Source organism: Dapis brunnea BLCC-M229 (genome assembly GCF_050015995.1).
In the GTDB taxonomy this organism is placed as follows: Bacteria; Cyanobacteriota; Cyanobacteriia; order Cyanobacteriales; family Microcoleaceae; genus Trichodesmium.
Genome location: NZ_JBNHEP010000149.1, coordinates 28032 through 43955 on the forward strand (window position 1 = coordinate 28032; position 15924 = coordinate 43955).

Here is a 15924-nt window from a genome sequence, read left to right on the forward strand (position 1 = left end):
ACCCAGGCGAGGTGATGGATGGTGAGATTTTTCTTCTATTGCGGATAGAGCAATAATAAATTCATTTTATGAAGCACCCAGGCGGAGGTGATGGGTGGGAGATTTTTCTTCTGTTGCGGATAGAGCAATAGTCAATTCATTTGCTGAAGCACCCAGGCGAGGTGATGGATGGTGAGATTTTTCTTCTATTGCGGATAGAGCAATAGTCAATTCATTTGCTGAAACCCAGGCGAGGTAATGGGTGGTGAGATTTTTCTTCCATTGCGTCAAGCTCAAAGTAGTGGAATAGATTTTTGATGTCAAGCTTTGAAAAATCAGCATCTTACCATTTTCCTACAGTAACATTTAAGGCTTGACGCGCCACTACTGGATCTATCTCAAAGACTTCCCACCCTCCCCACACTTCCCACCCTTCGTACTCCCTAATTACATGAACTTACTACCTTTCGGCCAACCATATAACTGTAATCTGTAGAAAAAGTTGGGGAACAAAGCAAACAGATACTTAAAAATCTTAAAGCCTAAAGGCTCATCATAAGTTCCCACCCATTGCTTACTATTCTCAATCCAATTAACTATTGTCTCAGCAACCTTATCTCCAGACGGAGCAGAATTAACTCTATTTGCTCGAATCTTATAAGCCTTATCATTCAAACGATTTACTGGTGCCCAAGCAAATTTACCAGAAATCGCACCAGGGCGATACAACCGCAGGCGAATCATATTTTTACTAGAATGATAAACAATTGGTCCGACACCAGACCAAAAATAATGTAAGGCTATTTTTCCAGAATGATAAACAGGTCCGAAACAGGAAGGACTCCCATCAGCAATTGAACCAATGGCAATTACATCTAAACGTCTAGTCCGAGATAATTTTGCTACTTCAGTAGCAACAACTGCAGGCCAAGAAAAATTAACTCTATTCATGGACTCTACTAACTCAACTACAGGGATGCCACCCTCTCCGACTTCAGTCTCAATTTGACCAGCATTTAAAATTACCACATCTGGGTCATATTCAAATAGTTTTTTGGCATCCTCAATAGTTTCTTGGGGAGAAACACACAATTCATCAAAAAAATCTCCCTCTAAATTAGGTTGACGAGTCACGCCAACAACTCGCCACCCCCTTGACTTATATGCTTTACCCATCGCACTACCTAAAGTGCCAGAAATTCCAGTAATTACAACAGTTTTCATTATTTAGAATTTAGAATTTAGCGCAGCTTAACGCACCGTTTTTTAGGAAAGCTTAACCTACTTCGACAAAAAATGAAATGATTAATTGAGACCTCTCCCCCAACCCCTCCCCTGCAAGGGGAGGGGGGCAAGAAAGGGCGGGGCAAGAAAGGGGAGGAGTGCAAGAAAAAGATAAAATATTTATTTCTCTGTAGCAGTAGATAAGTACCTGAAAAAAAATATTTACATACTGGGTTATTGCGAAACAAAGGTGTTAGGTTAAATTTTAAATTTTGTGTAATTAATTTTGTCTATATACTTTATGACTATTTCTTTCCCCCCCTTCCCTTGCAGGGAAGGGGGTTGGGGGGTTAGGTCTCTTCACTACACACTCTAGCAATACTTATCAAAACCCTCTCAAGTTGTTGTCTAACTTCCTCATTTTTAAATCGTAACAATCGAATTCCTCGCAAATTGAGAATGCGATCGCGCTCTACATCATATTCAACTTGTTGCTGATGAATTTCCCCATCAATTTCTACCACAACTCCAGCAGAGTGACAATAAAAGTCTACAATAAACCCATCAATAATTTGTTGGCGACGAAAATGCCAACCATTTAAACGATTAGCACGAAGATGTTGCCACAAGATTTTCTCTGTAGGTGTCATCTGACGCCGAAATTCCTTAGCACGCTCTACTTTACTCGGAGATACTTTTTGCCCGATTATAATATTGTGAGTTTTCTTGAGCGTTTTGTTAGATAGTTCCTGTATTTTTGAAGACTCCATATTAAAGTTTTTTTTGTTTTTTATTTTGATTTGAATTTTTTGAATTGTTTGATTATTTCATTTTACTAAGCTATTTTGTAACTTAATAAAATTCATAGAAGACCTCTCCCCCAACCCCTCTCCTGCAAGGAGAGGGGAGACATCCCCCCTTCCCTTGCAGGGAAGGGGGTTAGGGGGTTAGGTTTTTCCATTTTCAAGCTTTACGCCCTAATAGGCAGGGATAAATACAAACCCGCCCCCTAACTCCTTAATAGGCAAGTGGGCGGGTTTATGTAATTTATAGATAAATATCAATGTCGCCCCTACCACCCCACAGAATAATAGGGAAAACGATTCGCTTTAATAAAGCCCATCGCTGTTTTAGCAATACCTGGAATTTCAATCTTGACAATTTTTTCCACCAAAAAAGGTAAGGGAATTTGACCAGGGGATACCTTAGTTTTAGGAACTTTACTTAATCTTGGAAGGAGTCAGGAGTCAGGAGTCAGGAGTCAGGAGGGAAGAGAATAGAAGTCAAAAGTTAGGAGTCAGGAGGTAAGAGAATGGAAGTCAAAAGTCAGGAGGTTGTCTACGTTGTTCAATTGCAGCAACATGGGAATCTGGTAATTTACTTACTTCTTAGATCGGGTAGTAGAAGTTCTGAAGTATCCCCATATTCAAGGTCATTTGCCAGAATTAGGTAATATCGAGACTCCTCTCAGGAACCTTGTGCAATATTTAAGAATCGGATTTTATCTGCTAAACCCTTTTTCCGAAAGCCTTCTGCTATGTTAGCTGGCACTGATACAGATGCTCGTCTTAACTCAGAGGTTAAGGAGTAGGTTTCTGTTTTAGGAAAATTGCTGAATCGAGCGGTACACCTCTAAAACGAGTTGATGTGCTTTTTGCCAAACAATATAAATCTTGAAAACTTTTAGCAGATTCTCTCCTCATTCTGACTCCTTCTTCTCCCCTCTTCATTCTGACTCCTGACTCCTGTCTCCTGACTCCTTCTTCATGTGGTACGAATAATCTGCTTTGAATTCTCTTTTTGGTCTGCCCATGTCCTTTCAGTTAACAGTTATCAGTTATCAGCTATCAGTCAGTTAGTAACTACACCGAACACTTCTGACTTCTGACTTTCCTGCGGAATGCTGCGCAAACAAACTTCTGACTTCTGTGTATCCTGGTGCCAGGTATCGGTGAAAAAAAGTTTCTCAAGGGAAATGCTACTAAATTTAGCACTTCATGCCTTCTAACTTACTGCTGGTTCCTAGCATAAAACCGCCGAGTGTGATACGACGTTAAACGTTCTCCGGTGCCTGGTGACCACAACGCCACAACCACCGCAACCCCTGACCCTCCCGTACTCACCCTCCCCAAATGAAGGAGGAAGAGTTCCTGAAATCGTCTTCGAAAGAAATGGAAGAGATTAACATACAGGGGGGAACATAAGCCTCGACTGGACCGGAGAACGTACTATTGTAAGATGATATACAACTCATCATGGCGGCCATTTCATTCCCTTTGAAGATTTGGACTGTGTCACGAGCGCCCACAACCTCATCCAATTCCTTTTCCGATAATTCTTCGAATTGTGCTCGTTTGTTTTGTTTTTGGGCTAACTCGGAATCGAACTTCTTGAGTGACTTTTTATACATAGCGTATTTTAATCTTTATGTGAACCGTTTGATCATTACACACATAACACGATATTATATGCCAAAATGGCGGGCATTTTGGGCGCATGTATCAGGCGCGCGCGGGCGCTGTGGCGAGCGAGGGCAAAAGGCAGGCGGTTGGCGTCATCACATATGCTGGTGGGATGACGATGACGTTTGGTGGCGTGGCAGTGCAATGGCATCCTCTCTTCTTCGTCCTGTTTGTTTTTCCGGCGTTGCACCAAACCTTGGGACAGTTTCTTTCACGGACCACACGGACCACACGGACCACACCCCCCACACTAATTCATCCCACTTCCCTAAGCAACGCCGTTTTTCCTTTTCGCACTTTCTCACCTAGCTTCGCATATCTTCCTCCCAACTCTAAGAGCATTCGCAGCAATAGTCAAAGCAGGACTAACACCTAAAGCATTTGGCATAAACCCACCATCTACCACAAAAACATTTTCATGGTCATGTAAACGACAATCTTTATCAAGCACAGATGTATTAGGATCTTTACCAAACCGAGTCGTACCTACCTGGTGGGATGTATGAATATCATCTTTATCGCCCGTTGCTCCAAAAGATAATACTGCTCCTGCTAACCGAAATACCTGTTTTAACTTCTTCTTATAGTACCGAGAACGATAAACATCATAAGGATGAAACTTGTGGAATAGACGAATTTTCCCATCCTTACCTAGTTCTATCCGATTTTCTTCTTGGGGTAAATCTTCCACAATGCCAGTTATTGCCAACATTCGCTTGAGGAGAAATTCGGCAATAGGTTTTGGTATTGGTACAGGGAAATTTTGTTGTAGAGAAAGAAGTCCGGGAATAGGTACTGTTTGAGCTAACCCCAATTTGTGGGGAAATTCCTTAGTTCCCAGATAAAGGTCTGTAAACCCCAACTGTTTAATAAATTTATCCGCTCCTCCCGTCTCCTGTTTAAATAATCCTGCCATTAAAGCACCACAATGATACATATAATTACGCCCCAATTGTCCGCTACGTCCTGTTAAACCAGACTTCATCAAAATAACTGGACTACCCAAAGCTCCCGCAGAAAGAATATAAACTTTAGCTGTTAGTTCCTCAACTTTCCTAGTTTGGCGACAACGCAGACGTATACCCGTAACTTTTTTACTGCTATTAGTAACTAAACGGTCTGCTTCTGTGAAAGTTTGAACTTTAAGGTTATAATTAAGAGTTGCCTTATCAATAGCACGCACAACTGTAGAGGCACGAGCTTCATTAGGACAGTAGAAACCAGGACATTTAGAACAACGTAGACAACTATCGAAGTCTATGCCAAAAGGGAGATGAAATGGCATTAACCCAGCATCTTTTATACCTTTCTCTAATTTTTGATTAATTGGTTCGAGTGGAGGAACTGTCGCTGGATAACCATTGCTTGGTGTTCCTACATTAGGCATTTTATATGGTCTATCCCCAGCAACATGAAACAAAGCTTCTGCTTGGTCGAAGTAGGGAGCCATATCATCGTAAGTAATTGGCCAATCCCACAAGTGATGGGGTAGCCATTCGTCATAAAATTTTCCTGGATGGAAGTCGTAGGGACTTGGGCGCATTAATACCCCTCCATATAAGGATGTGCCACCTCCTAATATTCCGGAGATATGAAGTTGAGCGCTACGTCCATTAACTTGAATTTGGCGATCATCGAATGCTTCTTTATTGATTAACATTCGTTGCTCATCTTGGAAAGCTTCAACATCACTAAATCTTGGGCCGCGTTCTACTAGGAGAACCCGTTTACCACCTTTTGCTAGAGTATGGGCGATCGTTCCTCCTCCTGCACCACTGCCAATAATAATTGCATCAAAATCGTAACCCACTACTCTCTCCCAATATATTTTTTGATTTTTTTATTAATAAATAGATAAATGCAGCATCCATGTGATTATTTTGTATAAAATTAGCCCCGACAAACGAAGTCAGAAGTCAGAAGTCAGAAGTTGTTTTTGTAACGGGGATTTTGAGCAACCCTCCAAAAGTAAAAATTTTTTTATTATATGTACTAATTACCAGAAATATATAAGTAATGTGCTACTAATTTTTTGTTAATTTATATACAAAAATCTCTTTTTATAATTTTATAAAGAGGCATAATATAGAATCCAGGTAATTAATTATCCCATCGCGCTCGGAGTTAGGAGTCAGAATTCAGAATTCAGGAGAAAGAATTTGAATAGCATGAATTTTTAAATTCCTATTCAATAGAACATCTGTATTAAGAGAAAGTAATTTTGCGGTTACTATATAACCCGATTATATATATATAGACATCTCCGATAATAAAAAATCAAATCAATCCCATACGCAAAAATCATCAATTCTTTCCCCCTACTCCCTACTCCCTACTCCCTCTTTTCCGGAGAGGTCTAATATAGACAAAAATACAATGGTATATGCAACTTATAAAAAAGTCGATAACGGCAGCAAAGATAAGAATAGTAATCAAACTGAATATTAGAATAAAAAAATAAATATTTTTAATGAATTAATCAGTTGATTCAAAACCTTTTATAGTTCGGTCTTAGTCTTGATTTTTGCCTAAAATAATTTAACTGTGAAAAATGAAAAAATTAGTCAGTAAACATACAGCAGATTTCATTGAGTATCAGGTATAGCTGTCGCAGGCAAGATGCCCGCGCTACTACTCTCTACTCCCTACTCCCTACTCCCTACTCCATTTTTTATTGAAACTTTTTCCTTTTGATTTTCCTTGGCAAACAATTTTTCTAAACGGTCTTCCCAGTTTTTCTGATTAATATTGGCATCTTGAATATAGGGAGAAATTGCAATTACTTTCATCATTAATTCATTCAAAAATGAAAGGGGAAAACGCATCGGTCTCATCACATCTAAAAATAAAACTGCACGGACACCATCAGTTTCGTTCCAAGCTTCATGGGGAAAAGAATCATCAAAAATCATGCTTTTTCCTTCTTCCCAATGACGAGTTTCATTACCCACCCGAATTCGACATTTTTCTTTTGGGTCAGGTACTTTTAATGCTAATAAATAACGAATAACGCCTTTGTATGGACCTCGGTGTTCGGGAATATGTTTACCAGGCATTAAAATTGAAAAGAATGCCGTTTTCATTCCCGGAATTTTTTCAATTAAACGAGTTGTTTCTGGGCATCTTTGACAATTTTTTTCTGCTTTTATTCCATACCCATACATAAAGAATGTTTTCCACAAATCATCAGGACTCGTATAATCAGCTTGGTCTGGAGAAATGTCTTGGAAATTTGGTAAATCATCTCGATATTTCAGGAGTTCATCTAATTCTTTTCTAATCAATATCCAATTTGCATCTATCTCTTCCACCCATTCAAAGTGGTGAGGCTCAAAAAATGCTGTATCTCCAATTAAAGAATAACTAGGAATTAGTTTTTCAAAATATCCAAGTAGTTTAGCTCCAATTTTATATATTAATATTTTCCTAAATTTTGTCTTTATATTTTCTAAAGAAAGTTTGAGCATAGGTTTTTTTTCGGTAGAATTTAAGCTGCTTGGAGAGTTTTTCTCCAACCAGTTCCAAGATAATATAATATAGAATCAAGTTTTTAGGAGCTGAGAATAGTTAAAATATTAAAAAAAATAATCTATATTTTGTGGGTAAGTTTTATGAATTAAGACCTCTGCCCCAACCCCTCTCCTTGTAGGATAGGGGAAAAGTTTGGGGAGTTAGGTTTTTCTAAGCCACAACTTTAGCCTAGATTCCCTACTGGCTATTCCTTAAAACCATCAATAATTTCTTCATAAAGTAGGAAACTGCTGTAATTTCTAGAATTATCTCTGCTAAATAAGTGAGCATAAATAAATGGGTTGTGCAGATCGCGTAATGTGTGGGATTCGTCAAGTAGGGCTGGCAAATCTAATCTAAAAGCACTGAGATATAAAGTTTTTAGGATTTTTGTCGGGAAAAAAGTGCAAAGAATTCAGCCTTTAAGACCAAAAAGTTAGGATTTTGGGCAGACACTTCCCAGAAAGATACAGGTATAATTATTCCTCCTACTTTCGAGGGTCTCCCTACCCGGACCTCCCGACACGGACCACACAGACCACACGGACCACACTTCCTTGACGCACTAACAATAAATGTAACGAGTAGGGGGGTTGAATAAACTGCATGTGTCAAGCTTTTCGGTTAAACCCGCCCCTATAGCACTACGCACAAGGCAAAAGTCAAAAATAATCTATGACTGAGGCGTGAAAATTTAGCAATGTCCTAACCTTTGCTTCAATTGCTATACAATTTTTTCAACATTTAATTAGACCTACCTACTTACCCTACCGTTTCAAAATAGCAGTGTTAAAATTACCAGTGTATCGGGCAAAGGCCATTGCTAAGGGCACAAAAAAATAGATTGACAATAAAGACTTTCAAATACTCCCTAACAATGCTAATCTTTTGCCCCTAAATTCTGCATTAATAATATCTAAAGTCTAATATGAGTAGCACTATTACTCCTTCCCAAGCTAATATAAGACAGTTGTCTGAAACCAAGACGACACCATTAACTTCCGGCTCTCTAGTAGGAGATTTCTTTCAAGAAACTCTAGCATTAACCCGTCGGTTATTCATCCAACTCAAACGACGGCCTTCTACTTTAATTGCTGGAATAATTCAACCTCTGATGTGGTTAATTCTATTTGGAGCACTATTCCAAAACGTACCTCAAGGTTTATTTGGTGAAAGTCAAAACTACGGACAATTTCTCGGTGCGGGTATTATTGTCTTCACCGCTTTTGCTGGTGCCCTTAATGCTGGTTTACCAGTGATGTTCGACCGAGAATTTGGCTTTCTCAACCGCCTGTTAGTAGCGCCCTTGACATCCCGCTTTTCTATTGTCTTAGCTTCAGCTACTTTTATTGTTACCCTAAGTTTCATTCAATCAGCTATTATTATTGCTGCTGGTGCGTTTTTGGGTGCAGGATTGCCTAATATATTAGGATTAGCTACCATCGCCCTGATTGTTTTAATGTTAGTTTTGGGTGTGACTGGCTTAAGTTTGGGTCTTGCTTTTGCTTTACCCGGTCACATTGAACTTTTGGCAGTGATTTTTGTAACTAACCTACCTTTGTTATTTGCTAGCACTGCTCTGGCACCTCTATCTTTTATGCCTAGTTGGTTACAGGTAGTGGCTAGTTTAAATCCTTTGAGCTATGCGATCGAACCTATCCGCTATTTGTATCTACATAATGATTTCTCTTTTGGTAGTATAGTGATGCAAGCGCCTTTTGGTGATATTTCCTTTGGGGTAGCATTACTGGTGCTATTGGTCTTTGATATTGTGACTCTAGTCGCAATTCAACCTTTATTACGTCGTCGGTTTGCTTAGATTTAACAAGTTGTAGAACAGTTGTGATTACGCTCGTAGTTGGGCTTTAGCCCCTAAAATATTTATGTCTGGGCTTAAAGCCCAACTACAAACAAAAATTTATTATAACTAATAGACCTCTCCGGAAAAGAGGGAGTATGGAGTAGGGGGAAATAATTGATGATTTCTGCGTATGGGATTGATTTTATTTTTGATTATCACCAGATGTCTAATATAACTAATTAGTAGCAAACATTAACGTATTTCATATAGGTATATCTGTGGGTCAAAAATACCAAAAAAGTTGTATCCTAATATATATGAAAGTTTCCTGAAAAAACAAAATACTACATTATTATGTCTGCCAAACTTTTCACCAAAATTCTTTTCAGCACCTTAACTACAGGAATAATCACTATTTTCCTGCCTCAGCAAACTTTTGCTCAATCTTATGAAAATAATACTGTTAATCCTTTACAGGATCTACAAACAATAGATAATCCCGATCCTTTTACAGGTTCAGCTGGGATAGATATGTTCGACATTATTCATAACTCCAGACTAGGAGATAACCGGAATATGAAAGAGTATATGCTCGAACAACGTGATAGTCTAAATGACGCAGCAACACAGTTCCGCAATAAACAAAAAGAACTTATACAACAACCACAGAATACTACTGGTGATACTCCTGCTTCTGCTAAAGGTAGTATTGAAAATAATCCTTAAATTAGTATACTTTTTGGTTTCCAGCGATCGCTCTTTAGCTGCCATAATATAAGGTTGTTGTCAGTAGAACAGAGTATAAGGAAGCAATTCCTAGGTTTTATATCATATTCGGTTAAATACTTATTGACATTTTGTAGGTTGGGTTAAGTAACCTGCAACCCAAAATAGACTTTATAGTTATTGGGTTGGACTGTTGCTTAAGCCAACTTATATTATTTCCGGGTAATTATAATTAGCAGTAAAAAACTTTCTCCTCCTTTTCCTACTTTTCCTATAGTGACGCTCATCACAAAAAGTCACTGATCTGTTTCCGGCAACTCGTAATTTTTGCATTAACCGCTAGTCATTGTGCATTTTTTTGCACGCTCAAAATAGCACCAGGGTGTTTTGTGAGAACTCATTCACATTATTCCACTTCCCAAAAAATTGGGAGATGATAAAAACATAGAGTTCAAACACAGGAAACAAAAACCATGAAAAACCAAATCATCGCATCTATCGCTGCTGTTCCTTTCGCTTTTGCTACTGCTACTACTGCTAATGCTGTAGCATTAAATGGACAGTTTCATCTGAGTTCAGGTCTTCTAGATGGTGATGCCAGCAATATTTTCTTAAGCAAAGACAGTTTATCTTTCACTCCTACTCCTACTCCAGTTATCATTGATGCTGACACAAACGGAGGTACTTTTACCAACTTCAACTCTGCATATATTAGTGAAATTGTCAGTTTTGGCTCAACTCAAACAGTAAATTCATTCCTAGATTTTGGTTACTTACAAACAGATATTAATGGAACACTAACACCAACACCAGGTACTGTATATACTGATTCAACTGATGACTCTAGCTTAAGAGATGGTTTCAACGTTTTTAATCTAACTCAAGCAAATTATACATTAGACCAAAATGGAGCTAACGTAGAAATAGATGTAGAACTTTGGGGAGAATTCGTCAGTGAAACAGGAGAAGTAACGGATGGTGCTGGTAACCTAACATTCCAGATCAATAACGCCACAGTAGAGGACATTCAAGCACAACTAGATGAGGGTGAAAAAATAGGAGGTTTAACTTTCTCTGGTGGTTTGTTCTCCGATACACAAAAAGTACCTGAACCAACTACATTATTCGGTCTAGGAATAGTCGCTGCTGGTTTAACTCTTCTGCGTCGTCAAGGTAAGAAAAGCTAGATATACTCGATAGAGATAAGATAGTGACTCTCATCACCACCTAGCAATTATTTGCTTCACTTTGCTGTAGTCTCTGACTCACTATCTCCATAGTCTCTGACTCACTCAAACTCAAACGAAAAATCACCATAATTTTACTGACAAGTCACCACCATCACCAGAAAAAAGAGTGATGATAAAAACATAGAGTTCAAACACAGGAAACAAAAACCATGAAAAACCAAATCATCGCATCTATCGCTGCTGTTCCTTTCGCTTTTGCTACTGCTACTACTGCTAATGCTGTAGCATTAAATGGACAGTTTCATCTGAGTTCAGGTCTTCTAGATGGTGATGCCAGCAATATTTTCTTAAGCAAAGACAGTTTATCTTTCACTCCTACTCCTACTCCAGTTATCATTGATGCTGACACAAACGGAGGTACTTTTACCAACTTCAACTCTGCATATATTAGTGAAATTGTCAGTTTTGGCTCAACTCAAACAGTAAATTCATTCCTAGATTTTGGTTACTTACAAACAGATATTAATGGAACACTAACACCAACACCAGGTACTGTATATACTGATTCAACTGATGACTCTAGCTTAAGAGATGGTTTCAACGTTTTTAATCTAACTCAAGCAAATTATACATTAGACCAAAATGGAGCTAACGTAGAAATAGATGTAGAACTTTGGGGAGAATTCGTCAGTGAAACAGGAGAAGTAACGGATGGTGCTGGTAACCTAACATTCCAGATCAATAACGCCACAGTAGAGGACATTCAAGCACAACTAGATGAGGGTGAAAAAATAGGAGGTTTAACTTTCTCTGGTGGTTTGTTCTCCGATACACAAAAAGTACCTGAACCAACTACATTATTCGGTCTAGGAGTAGTCGCTGCTGGTTTAACTGTTACTCGTCGTCAAAACAAGAAAAGCTCCTAATTTAAGATTCTTCCTTCACTTATACTTTCTCCTCACTGGTATTAGCTGAATGAACAAGATAGTAAATTCTCAAATCACATTGGAATAAAGAACAACTTGAAATGCAAAAATACTATCAACTATTACTACCACCGCCACAACTAGCATACTTGGGTAACTCCTGATAAAATGAAAATTATTCATTAGTTACGAATTAAGGTTATATGCTTTCCAATTCAGAACAATTATTCAGTTCTACTTCTAATATTAAATACTTTGCCTATGGCTCAAACTTGTCTAAATCATTGCTAGAATTCAAATTATCATCAAATTCTCAAACAAAGGAAAGATACAAAAAAGAACCATTATCACTAATTTTAAATTCTCAACCAGCTACACTAAAAGATTTTGAATTAAAATTTAATCTACATACGCCAACTAATAAGATTGATCCAAGTTATGCTAATTTAGTCTATAAAAAAAATTCCATCGTACATGGTTGTTTATATGAATTATCACCAGAATGTAAAGCAGTTATTGATGGATTAGAAGCTAAAGGTAATATCTATCAAGAAGAAAATGTAGAAGTTTTACCTTATGATTCAACAACTACAATCAGTGCTTTAACATATATAGCTTACAGAGAACAAATTCAATTACCAGCTCTAACAATTAAAGAGGGAGTGCCACCTTCTAAAAGATATTTAAAAAGTATAATTGCTGGCGCTAAAGAATGTAATTTAGAGGCAGAATGGATAGAATTTTTAAAACAGCAAAAAGTAGCTACAACAACTTTTACTAAATTATCACCTGAAGAATTGAAAAAAATTAATAAAATAGTTTATACTCCTCAAGATTTAGAACGTAAAAATTTACCATTAGATAGAGTTTTAAATGAAAAAGAACAAGTTATTGAGCCTATTATTAGTAGTATTTGTGGATTAGTATTTATGTGTAATCCGAATAAAGGATTTGCAATTGGGTCAAAATCGTGGATTGAACAAATATTAGGAAAAGATATTACAGTATTTTATGCTAGAAGATGTTCGCGTAATGAAGGTGTTTCATTGTATGAAACTGAGCAAGATGTATTGTTGGCAGATCGAGATTGTCTAGATTATCTTATAGCAAATACCTGTGATTTATTGAGTCAATCAAGAAAAGAAGGAGAAGGTGTATTTTTACTTGGTAGGACAACTAATTTTCATTTGTGGAAAGATTATTTGGTCTCAATAAGTTAGGAAAATTTCAAAATCTATGATGATATTTGTTGTAATGCCAATTATCAAAAAGAATGTTATTTTGAACTTTACTCTAAGAGATTGAATGTATCAGGAAATATAAAAAAGAACATAGGGAATAGGGAACAAGGAATAGGGAACAAGTGAAGAAAAGAATTATATCAAATCCGTTTAATTGCAGATACAATAATAGCATCTACAGGATTCGAGGATAGTCTAGGAAGTTGAGTTTCAAATTCTTGACACGCCCTATAAATAAGTGGTTGAGTATTTTCTACTGACTATTGACTACTAAATTAATACTGAGGCTATTTAACCAGATTTGATATTATTAGGACTTACACACAGACCATGTATATAGTCTTAAAAACTATAGCGCTACAGTTTTTGGACTCTATATATATTACCCCTGCGTAAGTCCTGATTATTTGTCACAAACCAGTTCACTATAACTTTAGGAATATGAATACTTTGACCTGCTAACTTTAGACTGATTTTAATTACTGATTTTATTCAAACTTTAAGATTTTGTTATAAGAGTTATGAGAAAAGTTCCTTAATACTTATTTTACAAACAGTCTCTAAGGGTCTAAGTAGATAGGCATAAATAAAGGTTAAAATAAAAAATATGAAAAAAGACCTAGAAGCAAGTTGTAAATAGGTTTTCACCGCGCGTGAATTTTCATTACTATTATACCGATAATGAAACCTACCTACTTATCTAATATTATGTCCGCTTAATTAGCGATAGAACTCCGTTCCGCTTACGCGACCAAAAAATTTACTCCTCCTTCTCGTCACTAATACCTTATTTCTTCCTCCTCTTCTAGCTCAGAATTAGGAGCTAATTATTTATAACTGTTTCTCTAGAGATGATATAATATTAAGTCATCATCTCAATATACTTCCCATTTCAAATTTCTGGGTGTCTTTACTACTCACTTTACCGATAACTGATAACTGAAGTGACTCCTACTCTTCCCCAAAATACTTATTCAGTAGACCCTATTTATAACAAGTATACTTAAACCAGTAACACTAAGCTGTGAAGTAAAATTATGTTTCATCAGAAATGGAAAAAAAGAATTATTTTTTGTTTATTATTTACATTGATTTTTGTTAGTACCATTACCTTAAACATTATTTTACCAAAACAATCGGCGATCGCTGTTAAAGAAGAAGACTGGGAAAAGTTTTTGCAACAAAAAGACTTTATTAAAGCAGTCAATGAAGTTGAAAAACATTGGGAAAGAGACTATGAAAATTACTTTGATGAAAATCTGGCTGACTTTTCAATAACGGCTGAAGATATAGCTGAAACACTCACTAATTTATCTAAACAAACTGGCACAAAACCTGCTGTTATCTGGGTTTGGCAACGGGAAAAACAAATGCAGTTAATCTTAATAACTCCTGGCAAAAAACCAGAAGTTTATAGTGTGACAGATGCAGACAGGCAAAAGTTAATTAATACAGTTAGAAGGCTAAATGTAGAAATAATAAATCCAAAAAAACGCAATACTACATCATATTTAGAGCCTGCTAAAAAACTATATGAATGGATCGTAAAGCCATTAGAATCTAGACTAAAAATAGAAAAAATAGATACCATAATGTTCTGCTTAGGCATGAATTTGCGGACTTTACCATTAGCAGTATTACATGATGGGAAAAATTTTATTATAGAAAAGTATTCTATTTCTCGGATTCCAGCATTTAATCTGATAGATACTAACTATAATAAAATTAAAAATGCACAAATTTTAGCAATGGGAGCATCAGAATTTAAAGAATTAGAATCTTTACCAGCAGTACCAGTAGAAATAAATAAAATTACACGATTCTTGTGGCAAGGTAAAGCATTTATCAATCAAGAATTTACAGTTAAAAATTTACAACAACAACGACAAAAACAACCTTATGAAATAGTTCACTTAGCCACCCATGCTGAATTTAGACCAGGAAAACCCGATAAGTCTTATATACAATTTTGGGATGATGAACAAATTAACTTAGATGAAGTAGAAAAGTTAAAACTGAATCAACCACCAGTAGAATTATTAGTTTTGAGTGCTTGTCGTACTGCATTGGGAGATGAACAAGCAGAATTGGGTTTTGCCGGGTTAACAGTAAAGTCGGGAGTCAGATCCGCATTAGCAAGTTTGTGGAATGTTAGTGATATTGGAACATTAGCATTAATGACAGAATTTTATCAGCATTTGCAAAAGACACCTCTAAAAGCAGAAGCACTCCGACAAGCTCAAATTGTGATGTTAAAAGGAAAAGCAGGTATAAATATGGGTGAGTTAAAAGGAACTACGGGAGAATTAAAACTACCACCAGAATTAGCAGAATTTGGTGATGAAACTTTTTCCCACCCTTATTATTGGTCAGCTTTTACATTAATTGGTAATCCTTGGTAGGGCAAAAATTTAGAATTTAGAGTTATATCATGTCCGGTTGAATAGTTATAAATAACGAGGGAGGAGTCAGGAGTCAGGAGTCAAGAGGGAAAAGAGGAGAAAGAAAGTATAAAAAGGAGAAAGTTTTTTTATCACGCTCTTATCCGGACATGATATTACCTCTTCTTAAAAAGAATAGGATTGATTAAAAAGATTTTTTTTCTTCTCTTGGTCGATTGGATATGGCGTTTAGCGTTCCGCACAACTTCGTTAATGGCTGGGGTTAAATTGTTAATAATTTCTACTAGGGATTTAACTAATTTTAAATTCATAAAAACCTCTAATAATTACTTCGGGAGGATAATTGGGAGACTATTGAGACTAGCTGCTCAGTTGTCAGATATTCAGATTAATTAATTTTACTTTCAGTTTGTAGGTTGAGTTGAGGTAACGAAACCCAATTCTAACTGCTTGTTTGGAATTT

At 36.7% G+C, this 15924-nt stretch carries 13 protein-coding genes and 1 pseudogene; 6 read left to right on the plus strand and 8 right to left on the minus strand.

Going from position 1 to position 15924, the window contains the following annotated elements; genetic code table 11:
* Positions 1-66: 66 nt before the first annotated feature.
* From ACP6PM_RS17370 to ACP6PM_RS17405, 8 genes and pseudogenes are all read right to left on the minus strand, one after another.
* A complete protein-coding gene (locus tag ACP6PM_RS17370; RefSeq protein ID WP_426586761.1) occupies positions 67-321 on the minus strand; it encodes a hypothetical protein in 255 nt (84 codons plus the stop codon).
* Positions 322-426: 105 nt separating this feature from the next.
* Positions 427-1203 (minus strand): SDR family NAD(P)-dependent oxidoreductase, encoded by a 777-nt coding sequence (locus ACP6PM_RS17375; RefSeq protein WP_426586763.1) that lies wholly within the window; start codon positions 1201-1203, stop codon positions 427-429.
* Between the two features lie 350 nt (positions 1204-1553).
* A complete protein-coding gene (locus ACP6PM_RS17380; protein WP_426586765.1) occupies positions 1554-1973 on the minus strand; it encodes an endonuclease domain-containing protein in 420 nt (139 codons plus the stop codon).
* A gap of 697 nt (positions 1974-2670) precedes the next feature.
* A pseudogene (locus tag ACP6PM_RS17385) lies at positions 2671-2760 on the minus strand (four helix bundle protein); the annotation flags it as partial.
* A gap of 23 nt (positions 2761-2783) precedes the next feature.
* Complete coding sequence (locus ACP6PM_RS17390) at positions 2784-2933, minus strand: hypothetical protein (RefSeq protein WP_426586767.1); 150 nt, start codon at positions 2931-2933, stop codon at positions 2784-2786.
* Positions 2934-3966: 1033 nt separating this feature from the next.
* Positions 3967-5475 (minus strand): GMC family oxidoreductase N-terminal domain-containing protein, encoded by a 1509-nt coding sequence (locus ACP6PM_RS17395; protein WP_426586769.1) that lies wholly within the window; start codon positions 5473-5475, stop codon positions 3967-3969.
* 835 nt (positions 5476-6310) lie between these two features.
* Positions 6311-7132 carry an aspartyl/asparaginyl beta-hydroxylase domain-containing protein gene (locus tag ACP6PM_RS17400; RefSeq protein ID WP_426586771.1) on the minus strand — a complete coding sequence of 274 codons (822 nt, stop codon included), beginning with the start codon at positions 7130-7132 and terminating at the stop codon, positions 6311-6313.
* A 248-nt stretch (positions 7133-7380) separates the two neighbouring features.
* Positions 7381-7524: a hypothetical protein gene (locus tag ACP6PM_RS17405; protein WP_426586773.1), complete on the minus strand. Its 144-nt coding sequence runs from the start codon at positions 7522-7524 to the stop codon at positions 7381-7383.
* A 579-nt stretch (positions 7525-8103) separates the two neighbouring features.
* Between ACP6PM_RS17405 and ACP6PM_RS17410 the strand changes: the two genes are divergently transcribed.
* From ACP6PM_RS17410 to ACP6PM_RS17435, 6 genes are all read left to right on the plus strand, one after another.
* Positions 8104-8994 (plus strand): ABC transporter permease, encoded by an 891-nt coding sequence (locus ACP6PM_RS17410; RefSeq protein ID WP_426586775.1) that lies wholly within the window; start codon positions 8104-8106, stop codon positions 8992-8994.
* A 336-nt stretch (positions 8995-9330) separates the two neighbouring features.
* Positions 9331-9702 (plus strand): hypothetical protein, encoded by a 372-nt coding sequence (locus ACP6PM_RS17415; RefSeq protein WP_426586777.1) that lies wholly within the window; start codon positions 9331-9333, stop codon positions 9700-9702.
* 473 nt (positions 9703-10175) lie between these two features.
* Positions 10176-10889, plus strand: coding sequence for a PEP-CTERM sorting domain-containing protein (locus ACP6PM_RS17420; protein WP_426586778.1), 714 nt, complete (start codon positions 10176-10178; stop codon positions 10887-10889).
* A gap of 212 nt (positions 10890-11101) precedes the next feature.
* The gene (locus ACP6PM_RS17425) at positions 11102-11818 is read left to right on the plus strand and encodes a PEP-CTERM sorting domain-containing protein (protein WP_426586780.1); all 717 of its coding nucleotides are present in this window, start codon (positions 11102-11104) and stop codon (positions 11816-11818) included.
* Positions 11819-12021: 203 nt separating this feature from the next.
* A complete protein-coding gene (locus ACP6PM_RS17430) occupies positions 12022-13038 on the plus strand; it encodes a gamma-glutamylcyclotransferase family protein (protein WP_426586781.1) in 1017 nt (338 codons plus the stop codon).
* A gap of 1058 nt (positions 13039-14096) precedes the next feature.
* A complete protein-coding gene (locus ACP6PM_RS17435) occupies positions 14097-15461 on the plus strand; it encodes a CHAT domain-containing protein (protein WP_426586783.1) in 1365 nt (454 codons plus the stop codon).
* Positions 15462-15924: the final 463 nt, after the last annotated feature.